Raw genomic sequence first — 23,744 nt, forward strand, 5'->3', positions numbered from 1 at the left:
GGGGCGGGCGGATCACTCGAGGGAATTGCGGATGGAGATCCGTGCCTGGTCCAGTACCGTCTTGACAGTCTCCAGCGTCACCGGCGTGATCGGGTGCCGTCCGCCGTGGCGGCGCAGTTCCACCCGGACGTCGTCGCGGAAGGCCTGCACCAGCATCTCGGCCTCCCGCAGCCGGGTGTCGCCTTCCGGTGAGTAGCGCTGCCCGGCCAACGCGGCAACTGTTGAGCCAGCTGCGCGGGCCGAGGAACGCGCGGCCTCGGCCGTTGCAGCCAGCTCGGCCCGGAGGCCGCGCATGTTGACCTTGATGTCCTGCCGCAGGTTGTCGGCCAGCCGCCGGACGGACGCGCTGATATCTTTTTCCACGCCTGCAAGTTCGTCCCGCCGGCGCTCCAGCTCCAGGAGTCCGCCCGGGGTGATGCTGTAGTAGGTACGGCGTCCCTCGCTGTGGGTGTCCACCAGCCCTTCCTCCTCCAGCTTGCCCAGCCGCGGATAAATCGTTCCGGCGCTGGGGGAGTAGGTTCCGCCGAAACGTTCGCTGAGCGCCTTGATCAGCTCGTAGCCGTGCTTCGGACCCGATTCCAGCAGTGCCAGCAGATAGAGCCGCAGGGCCCCGTGGGCGAAGACCGGGGGCATCAGCGTTCCTGTACGGTGTCCGCGCCGGGCAGGCCGTGGAAGATCGACGTCCTGCCGGACACTGAATTGGTCCGGACCAGCATAAGTTGGGTGTCCGGGCCGGCGATGGTCTGGACCGTGCCCCCTGGCTGATTGTACTTCTGGTCGTCAATGACGATGGTGCCGCTGGCGGACTTGGCAATGATGTCCACGCCGACATCGTGCGGGAGCCGGATGGTGACGTCTCCGGAGACTGAATTGGCACCAAAGTCCTGGGCGAAGCCGTGCAGGTCGAAATTGAGGTCGCCACTGACGGTGTTGGCGCGGATATTGCTGAGGTCACCCGAAGCCGTGACCTCGCCCGAGACGCTCTTGGCCGTCAGCACGCCGCGATGGTTGCGGGCGATCACTTCGCCGCTGACGGTGTTGAGTGAGAGGTCCCCGGCGGTGCCGTCGGCCAGCACGGAACCGGAGACCGTGTTCAGCCGGGTGTGCCCGCTGACCCCGGAGACCATACCGTCGCCGCTGACGGTCCCGGCCTCAATGTCGATCCCGGCCGGCGCGGCGATGCTGATGACCAGCGAGTTGCTGCTGCTGTTGTTGACGGTCCCCATAAGGTTCTTGAACCACCCCTGCGGCCCGTGCAGCTGGTGGCGGACCTCGAGGCGGCCGTTCACGAGGCTGATCGCCAGCGGGTCGCCATGGACCTCGGATACTTCGATTCGGGTGACGGGATCATCATGGGTGACGATGTCGAAGCGTCCCCGGACGATGCCGAGCTTAAGCGAGCTGACGCCGTCGACGTCGATGGTCTGCGGACCGGTGACGGTCCAGTTGTTCTCTGTCATGGCTCCTCCAGGAGGGCGATACTTCGTGCGGATAGTTGCGATATATCGTGACTCATAAGTCACGATATATCGCCGTCCTGGCACGGTCAAGATATATCGCGGAGTTTTCCCGGGGACGGATACCGGCGGCTACGCCGGCGCGTCAATCCCCAGCCACTGGAACCAGCCGCGGTGCAGCACGAGCCACGCCATCAGGCCGTAGCCGGCCTGGCCGGGGGTGCCGCCGTTCGCGGCCAGGTCCTGGCGCCACTGCTCGTGATTGAGCAGCGGCGAAAAGGTGTCGACGTAGAGGTGCTTGCGCCGGGTGGTGACGTCCGCAAATGCGGTGTTCAGTTCGCCGAGCCGGCGGTTCTGCGCGGGATCCAATGTTGGCGGCGGGCCCACGATAAAGACCTCGATCTTGTTCTGCGAGGCCGCGTCCAGGATGTTGGCGAGGTTGAGCCGGCTCCGGGCAGTCGAGAGCCCAAATTCGACATCCCGGCCGGAGAGTCCAATTACGAGGCGGTTTTCGCAGTGGTCGTTGAAGCGCCGGCCGGCTTCCGCGAGCCAACGGGCTGCCAGCCCTTCGGTGCCTTCCTGCGGGCAGGGGAGGGAATAGCATTCCAGGGACAACCCGTCCTGCGGCGTGCGCGCCAGCACCCGGCCCAGCCAGCCCAGTGCGCGGGGATCACCCAGCCCGGCCAGCATTTCATCGCCAACGGCTGCGATCCGCAGCTTTCGATCTTCCACGACTACCTCTTCACTCCAGAGCGTCCAATAAACCGTTCCCCGGGACCATCCGTGATGGCGGGGGACACCGCCGGTTAAACACCGGTGCCCGGCCGGAGTTGTGTAGGTGCACCTCCGGCCGGGCAGCGATGACCTTACTTACGTGCGAACGCCTGTTTGAGCAGAGCATCCTGCTCGGCCGCGTGGCGCTTCATCGATCCTGCCGCCGTGGAAGCCGAGGCGGGACGGGAAATGAGGCGCACCCGGCGCTCCAGGGCGTCGGGAAGGTTCAGGCCGATAAAGGGCCACGGCCCCTGGTTCGCGGGCTCGTCCTGCGCCCAGACAACTTCGGCGTTCGGGTACTTGGCAAGTTCGGCGGCAATCTCGGCGGCGGGCAGCGGGTAAAGCTGCTCAACGCGGACGATCGCTGTGGTCTTGTCACCGGTCTTCTGCCGTGTGGACAGGAGATCGTAGTACAGGCGGCCGGAGACGAGCAGGACACGCTCGACGGCGTCGGCCGGGAGCTGCTCATGCTCGGGGATGACGGTCCGGAAGGTGCCCGTGGTGAAATCCTCGACCGAAGACGCTGCGGCCTTGAGCCGGAGCAGCTGCTTCGGTGTGAAGATGATCAGCGGTTTGCGCGGCCGGCTGTACGCCTGCCGGCGCAGCAGATGGAAGTGCGAAGCGGAGGTGGTGGGGTTTGCCACGACCATGTTCTCTTCGGCGCACATCAGCAGGAACCGCTCGATCCGGGCGGAGGAGTGGTCCGGCCCCTGGCCTTCGTAGCCGTGCGGCAGCATCAGCACAAGCGAGGAACGCTGGCCCCACTTCTGTTCGGCCGAGGAGATGAACTCATCGATGATGGTCTGCGCGCCGTTGACGAAGTCACCGAACTGCGCTTCCCACAGCACCAAGGCGTTCGGTCGTTCCACCGAATAGCCGTATTCGAAGCCCATCGCCGCGTATTCCGAGAGCAGGGAGTCGTAGATCCACAGCTTGGCCTGGTCCTCGGAGAGGTGTGCCAGGGGCAGCCACTCGTCGCCGTTGGCGCGGTCGTGGAAGACGGCGTGACGCTGCACGAATGTGCCGCGGCGCGAGTCCTGCCCGGCGAGGCGGACGGGAACACCTTCCATAATGAGAGAGCCGAACGCCGCAAGCTCCCCGAAGCCCCAGTCGATGCCGCCTTCACGGGACATCGCTTCACGTTTCTCCAGCAACTGCTTGAGTTTGGCGTGGACGGTGAAGCCCTCGGGGATATCAACGTGCGCTTTGCCGATGCGTGCCAGTGTCGCAGCGGAGATTGCGGTCGACGCCGGGGCGTTGATACCGGAATCGGACTGCTGGGCCATGGGACGCTCCAGATCGGACACCGCGGCGGAATCGGCAGTGATAATCGGAATCGGGGAAGTCTGCGCTGCATGGGTTTCGGCGAAGACGCGCTCCAGCCGTTCCTGGTAGTCGCGCAGCAGCTGTTCGGCTTCTTCTTCGGTGATGTCGCCGCGGCCGATCAGCGATTCCGTGTACAGCTTGCGGACCGAACGCTTGGCTTCGATCAGGTTGTACATCAGCGGCTGGGTCATCGAGGGGTCGTCGCCCTCGTTGTGGCCACGGCGGCGGTAGCAGACCATGTCGATGACAACGTCCTTGTGGAACCGCTGCCGGAATTCGTAGGCGAGCTGCCCGATCCGGACCACTGCTTCGGGGTCATCGCCGTTGACGTGGAACACCGGCGCCTGGATCATCTTGGCGACGTCCGTGGAGTAGGTGGAGGAACGCGACGATGACGGGGCGGTGGTGAATCCGACCTGGTTGTTGACCACGATGTGGATGGTGCCGCCGGTGCGGTAGCCGCGCAGCTGGGAAAGGTTCAGCGTTTCCGCGACCACGCCCTGGCCGGCGAAGGCAGCATCGCCATGCACCATGATCGGCAGGACGGGGAAAGCCTCGCCCTGATCGAGGCGGTCCTGTTTGGCCCGGACAATGCCTTCAAGGACGGAGTCCACGGCCTCAAGGTGGGACGGATTGGCAGCAAGGTAGACCTTGGTCTGCTTGCCGTTGTCCGAGGTAAAGTTGCCCTCGGTTCCGAGGTGGTACTTGACGTCGCCGGACCCCTGCACGGAGCGCGGGTCCTGGGTTCCTTCAAATTCGCGGAAAACCTGGGCGTAGGTCTTCCCGGCAATGTTGGTAAGCACGTTGAGCCGGCCGCGGTGGGCCATGCCAATTGCCACTTCGTCGAGTTCGTCCTCAGCCGCATCGGAGATGATGGCGTCCAGCAGCGGGATCAGCGACTCGCCGCCTTCCAGCGAGAAGCGCTTCTGGCCAACGAATTTGGTCTGCAGAAACGTCTCGAAAGCCTCGGCGGCGTTGAGCTTGGAGACGATGCGCAGCTGTTCGTCACGGCTCGGCTTGGAGTATGGGTGCTCCAGTTGGTCCTGGAACCACTTGCGCTCTTCGGGGTCCTGGATATGCATGTATTCGATGCCCGTGGTGCGGCAGTAGGCGTCGCGGAGCACACCGAGGATGTCTCGGAAGGCGAGCATCGGCTTGCCGCCGAAACCGCCGGTGGGCCATTCGCGGTCCAGGTCCCACAGCGTGAGGCCGTAGGTGAGGACGTCAAGGTCCGGATGCTTGCGCTGGACATATTCCAGCGGATCGGTGTCGGCCATCAGGTGGCCGCGCACCCGGTAGGCGTGGATCAGCTGCTGGATCCGGGCGACCTTGTTGATTTCGTCGGCCGGGTCCACCTGGAGGTCCGGGCTCCAGCGCACCGGCTCATAGGGGATGCGCAGGGATTCGAAGATGTCATCGTAGAAGTTCTGCGCGCCCAGCAAGAGCTGGTGCACGAGCTTCAGGAACTCGCCGCTGCCGGCGCCCTGGATGACACGGTGGTCGTAGGTGGAGGTCAGCGTCAGGACCTTGCTGATGGCGTTCTGGGCGATAATCTTCGCGCTGGCGCCCTGGAATTCCGCCGGGTAGTCAAGCGCGCCGACACCGATGATGGCAGCCTGGCCCTTGGACAGGCGCGGCACCGAGTGCACCGTTCCGATGCCGCCGGGGTTGGTCAGCGACACCGTGGTGCCGGAGTGATCGTCAGCGGTCAGCTTGCCGGCGCGGGCACGCTTGATCAGGTCCTCGTAGGTGTGCCAGAACTCGGAGAAGTTGAGTGTCTCCGCCTTCTTGATGTTCGGCACCATCAGCAGGCGGCTGCCGTCGGGCTTCGGCATGTCGATGGCGATGCCAAAGTTCACATGCGCCGGCTGCACGGCTACGGGCTTGCCGTTGACCTCGTCGTAGTAGACGTTCATCGAGGGGAACTGGGCCAAGGCGCGGATGACCGCGTAGCCGATCAGGTGCGTGAACGAAACCTTGCCGCCGCGGGCGCGGGCCAGGTTGGAGTTGATGACCACGCGGTTGTCGATCAACAGTTTCGCGGGAATCGCCCGGACGCTGGTGGCGGTCGGAACTTCGAGGCTGGTGATCATGTTGGTGGCGATGGCCTTGGCCGGGCCGCGAAGGACGGATACCACGTCTTCCTCGGGGGCCGTCGGCGCCTTGACGTTCTTCGGCAGCTGAGCCGGGATGGGCGCCGCGCCGGGGCCGGCCTCCGATGTTTTGGAGCCGTCGCGGGCGACGGTTGCCGGGGCTTTCTTCGCGGCTGCAGGCGCCACGGCCGGCGCGGGTTCGGCTGCCGGCGCGGGTTTAGCAGCCGGAGCGGGTGCTGCCGCCGGAGCGGGTGCTGCCGCCGGAGCGGGTGCTGCCGCCTGCGCTGCCGTCGTCGCAACGTGGGCTACAACAGGAAGTTCGCGGGTGGCGGGGTGCGCAACTGTCGCTGCGCCCGAGGCCCCGTTGGTGACGGAACTGTCTCCGGCGTCGAAGGATTCGAACAAGGGCCACCATTTGGCGTCCACGGTGTTCTTGTCCTGCTGAAAACGCTCGTACAGTTCGTCAACGAGCCACTCGTTTCCGCCAAATTCCTCTGGTAGACGGTGGCTAGGCTGCTCTGGCACTTGAATTACGCCTCTTCCATGAGTTTGATTCCCACTGGTGTCACGGTGCGTCAGCACGGCGATTGAACCAGTCTCCGCGTCCAGTGAACCCAGACCCATGCCAGTCTAGTGACGATTCTCGCCAAACCGCCAATAAGGGTGACTCAAATCATCGAGTCGACTCAACGCGTCTCCGCGTCACCCAATCCAGTCCTCCCGGGGCCTCCGGCCGACCGCCGCGTGGCGTCGGAGCGCCGGGAAGGGCGGGGTCCGCGGCCGTTCAAAACCCTCGATACAATCGCAGGGAGAACCCGTTCAGCACCGGAATGCCTACCTAAGGAGCAGCCGTGCGTTTTCTGACCGAGCCCACCACTGACCTGACCTACTCGGACCTCTTTCTTGTGCCGTCCCGTTCGGAGGTCACGTCCCGGCTGGATGTGGACCTCTCGGCGGATGACGGCACGGGCTCCACGATTCCCCTCGTCGCGGCCAACATGACTGCAGTGACGGGCAAGCGCATGGCGGAGACCATGGCGCGGCGCGGCGGGCTGGCGGTCCTGCCCCAGGACGTGCCGCTCGACGTGATCCGTGACGTGGCGGCCTGGATCAAGGAACGCCATCCCGTCCTGGAAACCCCCGTGACACTCTCGCCGTCCAGTACAGTCATCGACGCACTGCATCTGATGGGCAAACGTCCGCACGGGGCCATTATGGTGGTCGACGATGCGGGGGCCGTGACCGGCATCGTCCGGGCCGCGGACTTCGAAGGCCAGGACCGATTCGCCTCGCTCTCCTCGGTCATGCGCGTCCAGCCGCTGGTGCTGGACGCTGCCCTGTTGGAGGACGCGCCCGACGGCGGCGCCGGGGCGGGGTCGGGTCTGCGCCGCGCTTTCGACGCCATGGACGCCGCCGGCAGCGACTTTTCGCCGGTGCAGCGGAACGGTGTCCTCGCCGGGGCGCTCACCCGGAAGGGCGCGCTGCGTTCCACCTTGTACCGGCCGCTGCTGGACGCGCGCGGCCGGCTAAAAGTCGCCGCCGCCGTCGGAATCAACGGTGACGTTGCCGGGCGTGCAGCGGAACTGCTCGCCGCCGGCGTCGATGTGCTGGTCCTTGATACCGCCCACGGGCACCAGCAGAAGATGTTTGACGCCTTGGCCGCGGTGAAGGGACTCAACCCCGGTGTGCCCGTGGTGGCGGGGAACGTGGTCACGGCTGAGGCAACCCGGGAACTCATCCGGGCCGGCGCGGACATCGTGAAGGTCGGGGTGGGCCCGGGTGCCATGTGCACAACGCGCATGATGACGGCCGTGGGCCGACCGCAGTTCTCCGCCGTGCTGGAGTGCTCGGCCGCCGCGCGGGCCGCGGGCGGACGTGTCTGGGCCGACGGCGGTGTCCGTTACCCGCGCGACGTTGCGTTGGCACTGGCTGCCGGGGCGAGCCAGGTGATGATCGGGTCCTGGTTCGCCGGGACGCACGAAAGCCCGGGGGATCTGCAGCAGGACGCCGGCGGCCGGCAGTTCAAGGAAAGCTTCGGCATGGCGTCCGCACGGGCCGTGCAGAACCGCAACCAGCGTGAGGGCGCCTTCGAAAAGGACCGCAAGGCCCTCTTCGAAGAAGGGATCTCCACGTCCCGGATGTTTATCGATCCGGCCCGGCCCGGCGTTGAGGATCTGCTGGACATGATCACGGCCGGGCTGCGCAGCTCGATGAGCTATGCCGGAGCTGCCGATCTTGCCTCGTTCCGGGAGCGCGCCGTAGCTGGCATGCAGTCCGCCGCCGGCTACGAGGAAGGCCGGCCTGTCCCGCAGAGCTGGTAGCCGTGGCGACGGCACAGGCAACCGCCGGGGCCCCATCCGGGGTCGCCGCGTCGGCGGCGGACGCAGGCGTTCCTGTAGACTGAAATCCTTATGGACAGTAAATCTAGGTGCCGGCCTGGGGGCTGTCAGCGGGGAACGGAAACCCTTGCCGCGCAGTTGACCCGAAGAGCCGGCAAACCCCGTTCACGCTCCCACCATTCTCCGGCGGCACGCCGGCCACATGCCTTCAGGGGCACCCGGTCGTTCCAGGAAACAGGGTCGGCCCCGGCCGACCATCCTCCGCCGGGACCCTCCCGCGGTGCAGCCCCGGAAGCAGGCCGCTAAATGGAGTGGCTACTTCTCGCAGCAGGCCTGCTGCTCATCCTCGGTACCGGCTTTTTTGTAGCCGTTGAATTCTCCCTTGTTGCCTTGGACCAGGCCTCGGTCCAGCGGGCCGTGGACAACGGCGATACCGCCGCGGCGCCACTGCTCCGATGCCTCAAGTCGCTGTCCACCCAGCTCTCAAGCTGCCAGCTGGGCATTACCATCACCACCCTGCTCACCGGCTACGTGATGGAGCCATCGGTGGGCAAGCTGCTCGAAGCTCCGCTGGCCGTCCTGGGATTGCCGGCGGCGGCAGCGTCCTCCGTGTCCCTGGTCCTGGCGATGGCCTTCGCGACCCTGCTGTCCATGCTGATCGGCGAGCTGGTCCCGAAGAATATGGCCATTGCACTGTCCTTCCAGGTCGGCAAGGCACTGGCCCGTCCGCAGCTGATGTTCACGGCGATCTTCAGGCCCACCATCGTGGTGCTCAACGGCTTCTCCAACAAGGTCCTGAATATTTTCGGCCTGGAAGCCAAGGAAGAGATTTCGGGTGCGCGGACGCCGGCCGAGCTGGCCTCCCTCGTGCGCCGCTCGGCGGCGATGGGAACCCTCGACGCCGGCACCGCCAACTTCATCGACCGGACGCTCAAGTTCTCGGGCCGGACTGCGGCGGACGTAATGACCCCGCGCATCAGGATCGAGACAATCGACGGCCACCAGCCGGTCTCGGACATCGTGGAAGCCGCACGCCGCACCGGATACTCCCGGTTCCCGATTATCGGTGAGTCATCGGACGACATCCGCGGCGTGGTGCACATCAAAAAAGCCATTGCCGTTCCCGCGGACCGGCGCGCCAAGCTGGAGGCGGGCGCCATCATGACTGATGTGCTCCGGGTTCCGGAAACCATCCACCTTGATGCCCTGTTGGCGGAACTCCGCGAAGGCAACCTGCAGCTGGCCGTTGTCCTGGATGAGTACGGCGGGACCGCCGGTATCGCCACGCTGGAGGACCTTGTCGAGGAAATCGTCGGGGAAGTGGCCGATGAACACGACAAGGTCCGTCCCGGCCTCTTGCAGAGCGCCTCGGGCGACTGGTACTTCCCCGGCCTGCTTCGTCCCGATGAACTCTCCGAACAGATCCCGGGCCTGACCGTGCCCGATGAGTCTGCCTACGAAACGGTGGGAGGCTACGTTATGAGCCAGCTGGGCAGGATTGCCGCTGTGGGGGACACCGTCGACGTCGCGGGAGGCACCTTGGCTGTGACCCGCATGGACGGGCGCAGGATTGATCGGATCTGCTTCAAGCCCGTCCCCGTGCACCGCGAGGAGCACTCCCGCGGCCAGGTAGGTGCCGCATGAGCGACTGGGCAGGAATCCTCTGGCTCATTGTCCTGCTGCTGGGCAACGCTTTTTTCGTGGGCGCTGAGTTTGCAGTTATGTCCGCGCGCCGAAGCCAGATTGAGCCGCTCGCCGAGGCAGGATCCAAACGGGCGCAGACCACCCTGCTGGCCATGGAAAACGTCTCGTTGATGCTTGCCTGCGCGCAACTCGGGATCACGGTTTGTTCGCTGCTGATCCTGCAGGTTGCCGAGCCGGCCATCCACCACCTGATGGCAGTGCCGCTGGAAGCCGTCGGCATTCCGGTGGAGATCGCCGACATCGTCGCGTTCGCCGTCGCGCTGTTGTTGGTTACTTTCCTGCATGTCACCATCGGTGAGATGGTCCCGAAGAACATTTCGGTCTCGGTGGCGGACCGTGCAGCCTTGTTGCTGGCCCCGCCGCTGATTTTCATCGCGCGACTCGTGAAACCTGTGATCGTGGCGCTCAACTGGGCGGCCAACCACATCCTGAAACTTATGCGGATCGAGCCGAAGGATGAGATCACGTCCTCTTTTACACTCGAGGAGGTCCAGTCGATCGTGCAGGAATCCACCCGCCACGGACTGGTGGACGACGACGCCGGGCTGATCACCGGGGCGCTGGAGTTCTCTGAACACACGGCCTCGGATGTGATGGTCCCGCTCGACAAGCTCGTGATGCTGAAGGCGAACACCACGCCGGCGGAGTTCGAGAAGTCAGTCAGCCGCACCGGTTTTTCCCGCTTTCCGATGCTCGACGACGACGGTATGCTCTCCGGCTATTTGCACATCAAGGACGTGCTGTCCATCCCGGACGCCGCGTACCACCAGCCCATCGCTGAGAGCCATATCCGGTCCTTGGCTAACCTGGCGATGAGCGACGAGATCGAGAAGGCCATGTCCGTGATGCAGCGCACCGGGTCGCATCTGGCGCGCGTGATCGGACCGGACGGCCTGACCCAGGGTGTGCTGTTCCTCGAGGACGTTATTGAGCAGTTGGTCGGGGAGATCCGCGACGCCACCCAGGCGACCGGCTACCGACGGCTGGGCCAGGACCAGCAGTAGGCTTCGTGTATCCCTAAATAGGAATCATTCCTATTTAGGGATACACTCGGCTTATTGCTATTGCTCCTGATTCTCAATAACTGATCCGAGGTTACCCGTGCGTCGTCCTGCCGCCCGTGCCGTCGTTGCCGCCGTTGCCGGCATCACCTTGATGCTTACCGCCTGCACCCCAACACCGCGGAACTCCGCTGCGGGTGCGGGCGACGGAATCGTCGACGTCGTCGCCTCCACAAGTGTGTTCGGCAACATCGTGGGCACCATCGGAGGAGACAAGGTGCGGGTGACTTCCATCATTTCGCGCACCAGCCAGGACCCGCACTCTTATGAAGCCACTACGCAGGACAAGCTGGCTGTGTCCAAGGCCGAGCTGGTGGTGGAGAACGGCGGAGGCTACGACGACTTCCTGCAGAAGCTGGCCGAGGACACGGGACTGGACCACAACAACATCCTCAATGCGGTGGAGCTCTCCGGACTGGCCCCGGAGGAGCACGCAGGCGCATCGGCCGCTGCCGATGAGCAGACGCACGGGCATGGCGGCAGCGGCTTCAACGAGCATGTCTGGTACAGCCTGCCTGCCATGGCCAGGCTCGCTGATGCCGTCGCGGCGAAGCTTGGCGAGCTTGAACCGTCCGGGGCCGGAACTTTCCGCAGCAATGCTGCGGCGTTCAAGAATTCACTCGGCGGGCTCGAAACCAGGCTGGCGGAAATCAAGGCCAGCACCGGCGTGGCGCCCGTCGCCGTGACGGAACCTGTGCCGCTCTACCTGTTGGAGGCTGCCGGCTTGGAAAACCAGACCCCGGCCGACTACACCGCCGCAATCGAAGAAGACACGGATGTCCCGCCGGCGGTGCTCAAAGCCACGACCGACCTCATGGGCTCGGGCAAGATCAGGCTGCTTGCCTATAACCAGCAGACCGAAGGGCCGCAAACGGCCGCCGTCAAAGACGCGGCAGCGGCCGCTGGGGTCCCGGTCGTGAACTTCAGTGAGACGCTGACGGAGGGCAACAGCTATCTGCAGTGGATGACGGACAACGTCGACAACATCGCCAAGGCCCTGGCCTAAACGCCGCCCCCGGCGGCAGGACCACCGGCGGCAGGACCACCGGCGCAGGCCCGCGGGTAGCCGCGGGCCTAAGATGGGCGGGACAGTGCTAGCAGGCCCCTGGCCGGACCCGCCGATCCGACAGCCCACCCAGAGAACGCGAGTCCCGGGCTTGCGAAGAATTCGAGGAAACCCAAGTTGACACCCGTAGTGAGCCTCCGTGGGGCCTCCCTGACGTTCGGCAAGCGGACGTTGTGGGAGGGCCTGGACCTGGACATTAATCCGGGTGAATTCTTCGCTGTGCTCGGACCTAACGGCAGTGGAAAAACTACCTTCCTCAAGGTCCTGCTGGGACTGCAGGAGCTTAGCTCCGGCTCGGCCGTGCTCGCCGGCCGGCCCGTAGAGCGGGGCAGCCGGGGGATCGGCTACGTTCCGCAGCAGAAATCCTTTGATCCCGACACACCCCTGCGCGCCCGCGACCTCGTTGGGCTGGGGGTTGACGGCCACCGGTGGGGACTGCGGCTGGGCGCGGCAAAGGTGAACCGCCGGATCGATGAGCTGCTCGAGCTGGTGGGGGCATCCGACTACGCGATGGTCCCGGTGGGCCAGCTGTCCGGCGGCGAGCAGCAGCGGCTGAGGGTGGCGCAGGCACTGGCGACCGACCCGCAGGTGCTGCTGTGCGACGAGCCACTGCTGTCCCTGGACCTCCAGCACCAGCAGGCCGTGAGTGCGCTCATCAACCGGCAGTGCCATGACCGGGACAGTGCTGTGGTTTTTGTCACGCACGAGATCAACCCGATCATGGACTATGTTGACCGGGTCCTCTACCTGGCCGGCGGACGGTTCCGGGTGGGCCCGCCAGCGGAAGTCATGACCACCGAGGTCCTCTCAGATCTCTACGACAGCCACGTCGAAGTGATCCACGCCAACGGACGGCTGATTGTGGTCGGGCTGCCGGACGGCGCCACGCATCACCACGAGGACACCCATGTGGTGGCGGGGGAGGTGGGCTAGATGGACCTGGAAAGCCTGCTGGCATCAATCTTCAACTTCGAGAACTACGGCGAATTGCTCGCGCTGGTCCAGAATTCCCTCTGGGCCGGGGCGGTCCTGGGCCTGCTCGGCGGACTAATGGGAACCTTCGTAATGAAGCGGGATCTGGCCTTCGCCGTCCACGGAATCTCAGAACTCTCCTTTGCCGGTGCCGCCTTTGCCTTGCTGATCGGGGCTGACATCATCCTGGGCTCCCTGGTGGGATCCGTTGTGGCGGCGCTGCTGCTGGGCCTGCTGGGAGTCCGGGCCCGGGACAAAAACTCGATCATCGGCGTTATTATGCCGTTCGGCCTGGGCCTGGGCATCCTTTTCCTCTCCCTGTACGAGGGCCGGGCCGCCAATAAGTTCGGGCTGCTGACCGGACAGATCGTCTCCGTCGGAACCGTCCAGCTCCAGGTGCTGGCTGTGGTTGCCGTCGTCGTTATGCTTGCCCTGGTGGGCATCTGGCGGCCGCTGACCTTCGCAAGTGTGGACCCCGACGTTGCGTCCGCGCGCGGCGTGCCCGTGCGGGCGCTTGCCCTCGGGTTTATGCTGCTGCTCGGTGTCAGCGTTGCGCTTTCCATCCAGATTGTTGGCGCCCTGCTGGTGCTGGCACTGCTGATCACACCCGCTGCTGCGGCCATGCGGTTGACGTCTTCACCCGGGCTGGTGGTAATCCTCAGCGTGGCGTTCGCCATGACCGCCACGGTCGGGGGCATTATGCTGGCCCTCGGCGGGCGGATCCCCATTAGTCCGTATGTGACGACGCTGTCGTTCCTGATCTACGTGATCTGCCGGGTAGTTGGCGGGGTCCGGGCCAAACGCGGACTGAATGGACGCGTACTGCGGGATGCCGCCGTTCCGGCGGCCTGAGCTGCCGCCGGCGCTACTTCCCAGCCTGGCGGGCAGTGCAATCCGGGCAAAGCCCGAAAATCTCGACGGTGTGTTCCACCACTGTGAAACCGTGTTCGGTTGCCGTCCGCGCGGCCCAGGCCTCGACGGCGGGGGCCTCTACTTCGACGGCCTTGCCGCAGCTGCGGCACAGGAGATGGTGGTGGTGCCCGGTGACGGCACAGCGGCGGTACACGGCTTCTCCGTCGGCGTTCCGGAGGACATCCACCAGGCCCTCATCCGAGAGGGACTGCAGGATCCGGTATGAGGTGGCAAGGGACACCGAGGCGCCGCGGTCCTGCAAAATCCTGTGCAGCTCCTGGGTGCTGACGAAGTCGGTCAGTTCGTCCAGGACGGCGCTGACCGCTAGGCGCTGCCGGGTGACACGCTGCTCCTTGGCCGGAGCCGGGGCCTGGGCAGGCACCGTAGCCCGGGCGCCATCGGCGGAGGCGCCGTGGGACATGGTGGAACTCGCTTCGCTGGAGGTCTGGATACGGTGTGATGGCAAGGTCCCAGATTACCAGCCGGGCACATGGACACCGCCGGGCCAGGACCTTAGGCTGGCCTGATGTTGCTCACGAAGTTCACCCATGCCTGCGTCCGGCTCGAGAAGGACGGCAAGGTGCTGGTGTTCGACCCCGGGACCTTCTCGGAAACAGACCGGGCCCTCGCCGGCGCGGATGCGGTGCTGATCACCCACGAACACGCCGACCACATCGATGTCGAGGCCGTCACCGCCGCACTTCTTGCCAGCGCCACCCTGCAGCTTTTCGCGCCGGCCGGGGTCGCAGCGCAACTGCGGGAAAAGGCGCCCGAGGCGGCGTCAAGGGTCCACCCGGTGGAACCCGGCGACGAGTTTGGAACGGCCGGGTTCGCCGTCCGGAGTTTCGGCGGGCAGCACGCACTGATCCATCCGCAGATTCCGGTGGTGGCCAATATCGGCTACCTCGTGGACGGGAACGTCTACCACCCGGGCGATTCCTTCATTGTGCCCGATGGTGTGGACGTCAGGACCCTGCTGGTACCGATCCACGGGCCCTGGAGCAAGGTGGGGGAGGTCATCGATTTCGTGATCGGCGTCCGGGCCCGGAAGGCCTACCCGATCCACGATGCCCTGCTCAATGAGAGCGGGAGCGGACTGGTGGAAGGGCATGTATCCCGCTTCGGAGCCAAGTACGGCACCGAATACCTGCACCTCTCGACCGGTGACGCAGTGGAGGTTTAGGAAGGCGTTCAGCCTAGGACGGCCAGGCTCCGCTGGCGAAGAATTCCCGGATGGTCACTTCATGCGGTTCGGGGTCGAGGCCCTGGGACCGCAGCCACTCCGGGCTGTAGTAGTTTCCGGCGTAGCGGTCTCCGCCGTCGCACATCAGGGACACCACGCTGCCCCGGTGTCCCTGGGCGATCATCTCTGCGATGAGTTGCCACACACCCCACAGGTTGGTTCCAGTGGAAGGGCCGGCGTGCAGGCCGGTATGGACAAGCAGGTGCCGCATCGCGGCCACCGACGCCGCGTCCGGAACCGGGATCATGTGGTCAATGACGGCCGGGACGAAGCTGGGTTCCAGCCGCGCCCTGCCGATGCCCTCGATCCGTGACGGCTGGCATTCGCCGGCCGGCGCGGCGAGCGCGGCCCTGCCGGGCACCGGCGTGCCGGCGGGCGTGCCCCGGCTTTCCAGCCAGCCGGGGTAAAACGCTGAATTCTCCGGATCCACTACGGCCAGTTCGGTGTTGTGGCGGTGATACCGGAGATAGCGGCCGATGGTTGCGCTGGTGCCGCCGGTGCCGGCGCCAACCACGATCCAGCGGGGGACCGGGTGCTCTTCCAAGGCGAGCTGGTCGAAGATTGACTCGGCAATGTTGTTGTTGCCCCGCCAATCCGTGGCACGCTCGGCATAGGTGAACTGGTCCATGTAGTGGCCGTTGGTCCGCTGTGCGAGTTCCGCGGCCGCCTCATAGACCTCCGAGGCGTGGTCCACCAGCAGGCAGGAACCGCCGAACTGTTCGATCAATGCGATCTTCTCGCGGCTCGTGGTCCGGGCCATCACCGCAATGAACGGCAGCCCAAGCAACCGGGCGAAGTAGGCTTCGGAGACTGCCGTGCTGCCGCTGGAGGCTTCAACAATCGTGGTGCCTTCGCAGATCCAGCCGTTCACCAGCCCGAACAGGAACAGCGAGCGGGCCAGCCGATGCTTAAGGCTTCCGGTCCGGTGGGTCGACTCGTCCTTGAGGTAGAGCCGGACGCCCCACTGTTCGGGCAGCGGGACCGAGTACAAGTGTGTGTCGGCGGAGCGGTTGTTCTCTGCGTTGACTCTGCGAATGGCCTCATCGGCCCAGGCCCTGTCCTGCTCTCGCGCTGTGATCACTGCCCAAGCCTACCTGCGGCGCCAGTTTCCCCTGGTTAGAGTTGGGGCATGCAGACCCTTATGGACGTCGCGGCCCTACATAACCGCCTCGGCGCAGACAGCATGGAACGGCGGACCGTGTTGCTGGATGTGCGCTGGGCGCTCGGCGACCCGAACGGCCGGGAGCACTACCTCGCCGAACACCTGCCCGGGGCGGTCTTTGTGGACCTCGCCAATGAACTGGCCGGGCCCGCGGACCCGCGCCGCGGCCGCCACCCGCTTCCGAGCCGGGACCACTTCCAACGATCAGCCCGCTCCTGGGGCATCCGCACCGGAGACGTTGTGGTTGTTTATGACAACAGCGGCAACCTCGCCGCCGCCCGGCTCTGGTGGATGCTCCGCCAGGCCGGGGTCCGCGATGTCTGCCTGCTCGACGGCGGCCTGGCCGCCTGGCTCGACGCGGGCTTCGACGTCGAAAGCGGAGAACCTGCAACGGGGCAAGGCGACGTGGTGCTGACGGGGCCTGCCATGGAGGTGGTTGACGCGGGCCAGGCGGCAACGTGGGGGCAGCACGGACTGCTGCTCGATGCCCGGGCGGGGGAGAGATACCGCGGCGAATTCGAGCCGGTGGATCCGCGAGCCGGCCATATTCCGGGCGCAGTGAGCGCACCCACCACGGCCAACCTTGGAGCGGATGGTAAGTTCCTGCCCCCGGACGTGTTGCGGGAACGCTTCGCCGGTCTCGGGGCGGGCGCCGACGTGCCCATCGCGGTCTACTGCGGATCCGGCGTCACGGCGGCCCACGAAATTGCAGCCCTTGAGATCGCCGGATTTCCTGCTGCGTTGTATCCGGGCTCGTTCTCCGAGTGGTGCAACAGTGTTTCCCACCCTGTGGTGACCGGGGACGAGCCGTACGGCGAGAACAGTTCCGGGGACTCACCGCGCTAGCCATTCGTTCGTATTCCCGCCCCGCCCCGGCCCGGGCTGTGGCTCTTGCCGTGGTGCCCAACCCTTGACAATCCCTGGGTCATTTAGTTAACTACTTAACGAAATGACTAACAGCGAACATCACGACATCGTCGGCAGTGCAGTCTTCAAGCTCCACCGTGCTACGGCCCTGGTGGACCGGATAGCAGACCGCTACCTTCTGGAACATCACGGAATCGGCTACTCGGGTTTCCTGGTCCTCCTCACCCTCGGCACCTCCGGGCCGCAGGCTCAACGGCAGATCGCGGACGCCCTCGACGTCTCCCGGGCTTCCATCACGCAGCGGCTGGGACGGCTGATCGGCGACGATCTGGTCATCGTGCGACCGGACCCACGGGATGCCCGGGCAAACACGATCTCGTTGTCGCCCAAGGGAACCGCGCTGCTGGCGAGTGCGTGGCAGGGTCTCGAAACCCATCAGGACGGAGTCGATGCGGGCGTGGATGAAGAAGCATTGGTTCAACAGCTCGACCGGATTATCGATAATGCCCTGCGCGTCCTCCGGCCCGAAGAAGCCCGGCGGCCGGGCCGGGAGGTCCCGGCACCGGACCCGAGCGGGGGTTCGTTGTGCCGGTAGATCAGCTTGCCGCGTTAGCCGCCTGCGTTATCCTGGCCGGCCTCGGGATTTTTCAGCTTGCACTCATCTGCGGAGCTCCGCTCGGCAGGATGGCGTGGGGCGGTAACCACACCGTCCTGCCCGCCAAGCTCAGGATCGGGAGCGCCGTGTCCGTTGTCCTCTATGGCCTGTTTGCCTACACGGCGTTGGCAAAGGCCGGGCTCGCCCCGCCGGTGATCAACGACGACGTGACCGCGGCCGCCGCCTGGGCACTGACGGCATACTTCGCCCTGGGTGTTGTGATGAACGGGATCTCCCGCAGCAAACCCGAACGACTTACTATGACCCCGACAGTACTGGTCCTCGCACTCCTCTACCTTGTCCTGTCGCTGAACTAGCATTTCCTTGCTGAACAGACGTCCGGGCTGCGGCAAGCAACCGCCGACTTCCCGCGGCGAGTGGCATAGCGGCCGCTCCCGCGGGTAGCGTCAGGCTATGACACCAGGACGCCCCGTACCGCCGCCCCTTGCCAAGCCGCTTCCCGATCTGACCACGGGCACTACCGACAGCACTGACACCCTCGCGCCGGGACCGAGCCTTGCCGCCGCTTACGGCGCTACCGCCAGCGACAGCGGGCTGGTTCCCTTGACGGTTGCGCGCCGCGCGCCGAAGGACGACGACGTCGAAATCGCCATCGAGTTCTGCGGACTCTGCCATTCGGACGTCCATGCCACACGGGGCGAATGGGGAACCCAGAACTATCCGCTGGTTCCCGGCCACGAAATCGTGGGCCGGGTCAGCCGTGTCGGCTCCGCAGTCGACGAGTTCAGCCTCGGCGAGCGGGTGGGCGTCGGGTGCCTGGTCGATTCCTGCCGTGAATGCGAGAGCTGCCGTGACGGCCTGGAGCAGTACTGCGAAAACGGCATGACCGGGACCTACGGCGCGAAGGACCGCCGCAACCGGGACGCCATCACCCAGGGCGGCTACGCCACCTCTGTGGTTGTGGACCGCCGCTACGTCCTGCATATCCCGGACGGCCTTGATCCGGCTGCCGCCGCCCCGCTGCTGTGTGCAGGCATCACCACTTATTCCCCACTGCGCCACTTCGGCCTCGAGGCGGGGGACGTTGTCGGCGTCGTTGGGCTCGGCGGACTGGGTCACATGGCTGTGAAGCTCGCCAAGGCCATGGGTGCCGAAGTGAAGGTCTTCACCACCTCGGAGTCCAAGGTCGCCGCCGCCCGCGAACTCGGCGCCGATGACGTCATCCTGTCCCGCGACGAGGCCGCGATGGACGCCGCGAACCGCAGCATCGACGTCATCATCGACACCGTCGCCGCGCCGCATGACCTCAACCCGTACTTCCGGACCCTGTGCGTGAACGGGGCGCTCTTCCAGCTGGGGCTGCCCTCCGAGGAGATGCCACCGGTGAACCCGGGCGCATTGATCCGCCGTCGGATCGCGTACGCAGGCTCACTGATCGGCGGCATCGCCGAGACCCAGGAAATGCTGGACTTCTGCGCCGAGCACGGTGTCACCTCCGACATTGAGCTGGTCCGCGCCGACCAGCTCAATGCGGCCTACGACCGCATGGTGGCCGGAGACGTGAAGTACCGTTTTGTCCTGGACATTAGTACCCTCGGAACACCCTCGGAAAGGGCAGACGCATGAGCACTCTCTTCACCAGGATCATCAACGGCGAGATCCCCGGCCGCTTCGTCTGGCGCGAGGACGACGTTGTGGCCTTCCTTACGGTAGGCCCGCTCGCCGACGGACACACCCTTGTGGTGCCAACCGCGGAGGTGGACCGCTGGACCGATGCGCCCGCTGAAATGCTGGCCCGCGTGATGCAGGTGGCCCAGACGATCGGGGCAGTCCAGGTCGGGGTGTTCGACGCGGCACGCGCCGGCCTGATTGTGGCCGGCTACGAGGTCAACCACCTCCATGTCCATGTGTGGCCGTCCCGCACCATGGCGGACTTCGACTTTGGCTCGGTGGACCAGAATCCCGATCCGACCCGGCTGGACGCCAACGCCGAAAAGCTCCGCGAAGGGCTCCGGAAAGCCGGACACTCGGCGCACGTTCCGGACGCCTGAGGCGTCGCCGCTCGGAGCCGCTGGCACCGGCCTGACGGCCCTAACGGGGCGTCAGGCAGGTGCCAGCGCCTTGTTGAGCACAGCGCGGATCCGCTTTTCCGAGACGGAATAGGCTGTCCCCAGCTCGACGGCGAAGAGGCTCACCCGGAGCTCCTCGATCATCCAGCGGACCTGGGTTAACTCGGTCCCGGCCCGCCTGCCCGGCAGCAGTGCCGACGCGGCGTCGTCGTAGTCGTCCTCCAGTGCCTGGACGGCGGCCATGTGCTGGGCGTCCCGCGCGACGTTCGTTGGGAGTTTCTCGAGGCGCTTCTCGATCGCCGCGAGGTAGCGCGGCAGCTGGCTGAGCTGGCTGTAGCCGGTGCGTGCCACAAAACCGGGAAACACAAGCTGCTCCAGCTGGCTCTTGATGTCGTTGAGTGCGCTGATCAGGGCCAGGCTCGTTGTGTCTTTGAGCGCCCGCTCGATCCGCCGGGTGCTGGCCAGAATGCGCTCCACGACGGCGGTAACCGTAAAGACCGTATCGATGAGGTCCGCCCGGACTTTCTCGTACAGGGCGTTGAACGATCCTTCGTCCCACGGCAGAGCGGCAGGGGTGAGCTTGTCGATGGCGGCGAGGGCGCAGTCGGCAATCAATGCCGTCACGGAGCCGTGCGGGTTCTGGCTGAACGTCAGCTTTTCCGCGTTGTTCAGGTGTTCCAGGACGTAGCGGTCCGGCGGCGGCACCCTCAGTGCGAGCAGGCGGATGACGCCGCCGCGCATGGCCTGCTCTTGTTCGGAGCTGGTCTGGAAAAGCCGGAGCGCCACCGACGCTCCCTCATCCACGAGCGCAGGGTAGCCGGTGACGGTGTGGCCCTTCACGGTGCCCCGGACCTCGCGCTGCACTGTTCCGAAGGACCAGGAGGTCAGTGCCGCCTTCTCGGCGAAACCGGTCGAGGCTGCGGCCTCCCCGGAGGCCGCAGTTGTAGACGCCGTGCCGGCAGCCTGCGCTGCCCCGGTGCGGGCCACCGAGTTCTTGGACGTGCCGTGGCCCATAATGCCGGACCGCGGCGCCGTTGTTGCGGGCGTGGCGCCCAGCGACTCCGCGATGGCGCGGCGGGTAGCCGGTGCCAGCCGATCCTGCAGCACTGAAAGGTCCTTGCCTTCCTCAAGTATCTTTCCGCCGGAATCCACCACTCGGAAGCTGACACGCAGGTGCGGGGGAACAGCGTCCCAGCTCCAGGAATGCGGCGGGATGACCTGGCCGCGGATCCGGCGCAGGACCAGCTCGAGGGAGGCCTCCAGCTCGTCGGCGGCCGGATCGAAGTCCGCCTCGAGGGCTGCGACGGCCTGCCGGGCGACGTCCGGTGCCGGCACGAAGTTCTTACGCACCTGCTTGGGCAGCGACTTGATCAGGGCGGTGACCAGCTCCACGCGCTGGCCCGGAATGAGCCAGCGGAACGCCGCGTCGTCCAGCTGGTTCAGGAACAGCACGGGCACCTCGGCGGTGACGCCGTCGGACGGGTTGGGCGGCGACCCGGGGGCGACGGGATGGAACTCGTAGCTCAGCGGCAGCTCAAAGCCCTTGTGCAGCAGGGTCTTCGGGTAGGCCGAGTCATCCAGGGCATCTGCGTCCTCACTGATCAGCAACGCCTGGTCGAAATCGAGCAGCGCCGGGTCCTGCTGCCGCGCGTCCTTCCACCACTTGTCGAAGTGCCGCTCGGAGACAACGTCCTTGCCGATCCGGGCGTCGTAGAACTCGAAGAGCGTCTCGTCGTCCACCAGGATGTCCCGGCGCCGCATCCGTGCCTCCAGCTCCTCGACCTCGTGCAGCAGGGCCCGGTTGCGGTGGAAGAACTTGTGGTGGGTCTGCCAGTCACCCTCGACGAGGGCATGGCGGATGAACAGCTCCCGGCAGAGCTCGGGGTCCACCTTGCCGTAGTTGATCCGGCGGCTCGGGATGATGGGCACGCCGTACAGCGTGACCTTTTCATGGGCCATCACCGAACCCATCTTTTTGGACCAGTGCGGCTCGCTGTAGCTGCGCTTGACCAGGTCCGGCGCTACCTGCTCTACCCAGAGGGGATCGAACTTCGCGGCCACCCGCGCCCACAGCCTGCTCGTCTCCACAAGCTCAGCGGCCATCACGAAGGTGGGGGACTTCTTGAACAAGGCCGATCCCGGGAAAATCGCGAAGCGGCTGCCGCGGGCGCCTGCGTATTCGCGCTTGCGCTCGTCAAGGATGCCAACATGGCTCAGCAGGCCCGAGAGCAGGCTGATGTGGATGCCCTCATGGTTGCCCACCGGATCGGCGAGGCGCTTGTTGTCCAGGCTGATGCCGAGCGGCCGGGCCAGCTGGCGGAGTTGGGCGAAGAGGTCCTGCCACTCGCGGACACGCAGGTAGTTGATGAACTCGGCACGGCAGAGCCGGCGGAACGCGGTGGAGGAGAGCTCCTGCTGCTTTTCCTGGAGATAGTTCCAGAGATTCAGGAACCCGGTGAAGTCCGAGTTCTCATCCCGGAACCGCGCGTGTTTCTCCGCAGCGAGCTGCTGCTTGTCGGTCGGGCGCTCGCGCGGATCCTGGATGGTGAGGGCCGCGGCAAGGATCATGACCTCGCGGACGCAGCCGCGCTTGCCGGACTCGACGATCATCCGGCCGAGCCTCGGGTCCACGGGCAGCTGGGCAAGCTGCTGCCCGACGGCGGTCAGGGCCCCGCCGCTACTCCCGTCGGCACGGGCCGGCGGCCGGCGGCCCGCGCGCTCACCCGTCTCCTCCGGCGCACGTGCTGTGCTCAGGGCACCGAGCTCGCGCAGGAGGGCGACGCCGTCGTTGATGGCGCGGGAGTCCGGCGGCTCCACAAACGGGAAGTTTTCGACATCCTTCGGCCCGCGGGCGACTCCCATAGCGGTCATCTGCAGGATGACCGCGGCGAGGTTGGTGCGCAGGATTTCCGGATCGGTGAACGGCGGGCGGGACTGAAAGTCCTCCGCCGAGTACAGCCGGATGGCAATGCCGTCCGAGACACGGCCGCAGCGCCCCGAACGCTGGTTTGCCGAGGCTTGGGATACCCGCTCGATCGGCAGGCGCTGGACCTTGGTGCGGTGCGAATAGCGGGAGATGCGGGCGGTGCCGGTGTCGATGACGTATTTGATGCCGGGGACGGTCAGGGAGGTCTCAGCGACGTTGGTGGCCAGCACAATCCGGCGCTTGGCCCCGGGGTGGAAGACCTTGTGCTGTTCCTGCAGGCTCAGCCGGGCGAAGAGCGGGAGCACCTCGGTTCCGGCGAGCTTCCGGTTGGACTGGATCCTGCCGTTGAGGGCCTCGGCGGCGTCGCGGATTTCACGCTCGCCGGAGAAAAAGATGAGGATGTCGCCGGGGGCTTCCTGCGCGAGTTCGTCGACGGCGTCGCAGACGGCGTCCAACGGGTCACGGTCCTCCTCCAGTTCATCGTCGGAGGCCGTGTCCGCGTCATCGCCGGTGGCTCCGCCGGCCGGCTGGAAGAGCGGCCGGTAGCGGATTTCGACCGGGAACGTCCGACCGGAGACCTCGATGATCGGCGCCGGTACGTCCTCGCTGCCGAAGTGCTTTGCGAAGCGCTGCGGGTCGATGGTGGCCGAGGTGATGATGATCTTCAGATCCGGCCGCTGCGGCAGGATCCGCTTGAGGTAGCCGAGGATGAAGTCGATGTTCAGGCTGCGCTCGTGGGCTTCATCGATAATGATGGCGTTGTATTTCCGCAGCAGCTTGTCGCGCCGGATCTCCGCCAGCAGAATGCCGTCGGTCATAAGCTTGACCTTGGTGTTGCGGCCAACCTCGCCCGTGAACCGGACCTGGAAGCCGACCTCCTGGCCGATCTCCACGCCGAGTTCCTCTGCGATGCGTTCGGCCACGGTGCGGGCCGCGAGCCGCCGCGGCTGGGTGTGACCGATCAGGCCGTTCTCGCCCAGGCCCAGCTCCAGGCACATCTTGGGAATCTGGGTCGTCTTACCTGAGCCGGTCTCGCCGGCAATGATGGTCACCTGGTTGGCCGCAATGGCCGCCATCAGGTCCTCGCGGCGCTCGGAAACGGGCAGCTCGGCGGGGTAGGAAATATGAAAAGTCATGGCTTCAGACAGTCTACTGGG

19 protein-coding genes are annotated in these 23,744 nt (G+C 65.8%); 12 read left to right on the forward strand and 7 right to left on the reverse strand.

Annotated elements, in window-relative coordinates; translation table 11 throughout:
• Window positions 1-12: 12 nt before the first annotated feature.
• The 4 genes from QMG72_RS00555 to QMG72_RS00570 form a co-directional block, all read right to left on the reverse strand.
• Window positions 13-633, reverse strand: a complete 621-nt coding sequence (locus QMG72_RS00555) for a PadR family transcriptional regulator (protein WP_253032402.1) — start codon at window positions 631-633, stop codon at window positions 13-15.
• On the reverse strand, window positions 633-1,460 hold the full coding sequence (locus QMG72_RS00560) for a DUF4097 family beta strand repeat-containing protein (protein WP_283479315.1): 828 nt from the start codon (window positions 1,458-1,460) through the stop codon (window positions 633-635). The genes QMG72_RS00555 and QMG72_RS00560 overlap by 1 nt, the downstream gene beginning before the upstream one ends.
• Before the next feature lie 129 nt (window positions 1,461-1,589).
• Window positions 1,590-2,189 (reverse strand): GDSL-type esterase/lipase family protein, encoded by a 600-nt coding sequence (locus QMG72_RS00565; RefSeq protein WP_226774418.1) that lies wholly within the window; start codon window positions 2,187-2,189, stop codon window positions 1,590-1,592.
• Window positions 2,190-2,323: 134 nt separating this feature from the next.
• Window positions 2,324-6,175 (reverse strand): multifunctional oxoglutarate decarboxylase/oxoglutarate dehydrogenase thiamine pyrophosphate-binding subunit/dihydrolipoyllysine-residue succinyltransferase subunit, encoded by a 3,852-nt coding sequence (locus QMG72_RS00570; protein WP_282360448.1) that lies wholly within the window; start codon window positions 6,173-6,175, stop codon window positions 2,324-2,326.
• Window positions 6,176-6,501: 326 nt separating this feature from the next.
• Here QMG72_RS00570 and QMG72_RS00575 point away from each other — a divergent pair, with 326 nt between their 5' ends.
• The 6 genes from QMG72_RS00575 (at window position 6,502) to QMG72_RS00600 (ending at window position 13,644) form a co-directional block, all read left to right on the forward strand.
• The gene (locus tag QMG72_RS00575) at window positions 6,502-7,971 is read left to right on the forward strand and encodes a GuaB1 family IMP dehydrogenase-related protein (RefSeq protein ID WP_282360447.1); all 1,470 of its coding nucleotides are present in this window, start codon (window positions 6,502-6,504) and stop codon (window positions 7,969-7,971) included.
• Between the two features lie 324 nt (window positions 7,972-8,295).
• Complete coding sequence (locus QMG72_RS00580) at window positions 8,296-9,633, forward strand: hemolysin family protein (protein WP_282360446.1); 1,338 nt, start codon at window positions 8,296-8,298, stop codon at window positions 9,631-9,633.
• Window positions 9,630-10,697, forward strand: coding sequence for a hemolysin family protein (locus QMG72_RS00585; protein WP_282360445.1), 1,068 nt, complete (start codon window positions 9,630-9,632; stop codon window positions 10,695-10,697). Before QMG72_RS00580 ends, QMG72_RS00585 begins: the two co-directional genes overlap by 4 nt.
• 151 nt (window positions 10,698-10,848) lie before the next feature.
• Window positions 10,849-11,760, forward strand: coding sequence for a metal ABC transporter solute-binding protein, Zn/Mn family (locus QMG72_RS00590; RefSeq protein ID WP_502913776.1), 912 nt, complete (start codon window positions 10,849-10,851; stop codon window positions 11,758-11,760).
• 177 nt (window positions 11,761-11,937) lie between these two features.
• Complete coding sequence (locus tag QMG72_RS00595; RefSeq protein ID WP_226774423.1) at window positions 11,938-12,753, forward strand: metal ABC transporter ATP-binding protein; 816 nt, start codon at window positions 11,938-11,940, stop codon at window positions 12,751-12,753.
• Entirely contained in the window at window positions 12,754-13,644 is an 891-nt protein-coding gene (locus QMG72_RS00600) for a metal ABC transporter permease (protein ID WP_283479318.1), read from the forward strand.
• Between the two features lie 13 nt (window positions 13,645-13,657).
• Here QMG72_RS00600 and QMG72_RS00605 read toward each other — a convergent pair whose 3' ends face one another.
• Window positions 13,658-14,125: a Fur family transcriptional regulator gene (locus tag QMG72_RS00605; protein ID WP_282360498.1), complete on the reverse strand. Its 468-nt coding sequence runs from the start codon at window positions 14,123-14,125 to the stop codon at window positions 13,658-13,660.
• Window positions 14,126-14,230: 105 nt separating this feature from the next.
• On the opposite strand from QMG72_RS00605, the gene QMG72_RS00610 reads away from it, so the two are divergent.
• Complete coding sequence (locus tag QMG72_RS00610; RefSeq protein ID WP_283479319.1) at window positions 14,231-14,887, forward strand: MBL fold metallo-hydrolase; 657 nt, start codon at window positions 14,231-14,233, stop codon at window positions 14,885-14,887.
• Window positions 14,888-14,900: 13 nt separating this feature from the next.
• Here the strand turns inward: QMG72_RS00610 and QMG72_RS00615 are convergent, their stop codons facing one another.
• Window positions 14,901-16,028 carry a PLP-dependent cysteine synthase family protein gene (locus tag QMG72_RS00615; RefSeq protein WP_283479320.1) on the reverse strand — a complete coding sequence of 376 codons (1,128 nt, stop codon included), beginning with the start codon at window positions 16,026-16,028 and terminating at the stop codon, window positions 14,901-14,903.
• Window positions 16,029-16,076: 48 nt separating this feature from the next.
• Between QMG72_RS00615 and QMG72_RS00620 the strand changes: the two genes are divergently transcribed.
• The 5 genes from QMG72_RS00620 (at window position 16,077) to QMG72_RS00640 (ending at window position 19,643) form a co-directional block, all read left to right on the forward strand.
• The gene (locus QMG72_RS00620) at window positions 16,077-16,955 is read left to right on the forward strand and encodes a sulfurtransferase (RefSeq protein ID WP_283479322.1); all 879 of its coding nucleotides are present in this window, start codon (window positions 16,077-16,079) and stop codon (window positions 16,953-16,955) included.
• Between the two features lie 103 nt (window positions 16,956-17,058).
• Entirely contained in the window at window positions 17,059-17,571 is a 513-nt protein-coding gene (locus tag QMG72_RS00625; protein WP_283479323.1) for a MarR family winged helix-turn-helix transcriptional regulator, read from the forward strand.
• Window positions 17,562-17,948, forward strand: a complete 387-nt coding sequence (locus QMG72_RS00630; protein WP_283479325.1) for a hypothetical protein — start codon at window positions 17,562-17,564, stop codon at window positions 17,946-17,948. Before QMG72_RS00625 ends, QMG72_RS00630 begins: the two co-directional genes overlap by 10 nt.
• Window positions 17,949-18,045: 97 nt before the next feature.
• Window positions 18,046-19,218 (forward strand): NAD(P)-dependent alcohol dehydrogenase, encoded by a 1,173-nt coding sequence (locus tag QMG72_RS00635; protein WP_283479326.1) that lies wholly within the window; start codon window positions 18,046-18,048, stop codon window positions 19,216-19,218.
• The gene (locus tag QMG72_RS00640; protein ID WP_226774431.1) at window positions 19,215-19,643 is read left to right on the forward strand and encodes an HIT family protein; all 429 of its coding nucleotides are present in this window, start codon (window positions 19,215-19,217) and stop codon (window positions 19,641-19,643) included. Before QMG72_RS00635 ends, QMG72_RS00640 begins: the two co-directional genes overlap by 4 nt.
• Window positions 19,644-19,694: 51 nt before the next feature.
• On the opposite strand, the gene hrpA is transcribed toward QMG72_RS00640, so the two are convergent.
• Window positions 19,695-23,723, reverse strand: a complete 4,029-nt coding sequence (hrpA, locus tag QMG72_RS00645; RefSeq protein WP_283479327.1) for an ATP-dependent RNA helicase HrpA — start codon at window positions 23,721-23,723, stop codon at window positions 19,695-19,697.
• Window positions 23,724-23,744: the final 21 nt, after the last annotated feature.

Source organism: Pseudarthrobacter sp. PH31-O2 (assembly GCF_030063265.1).
In the GTDB taxonomy this organism is placed as follows: Bacteria; Actinomycetota; Actinomycetes; order Actinomycetales; family Micrococcaceae; genus Arthrobacter.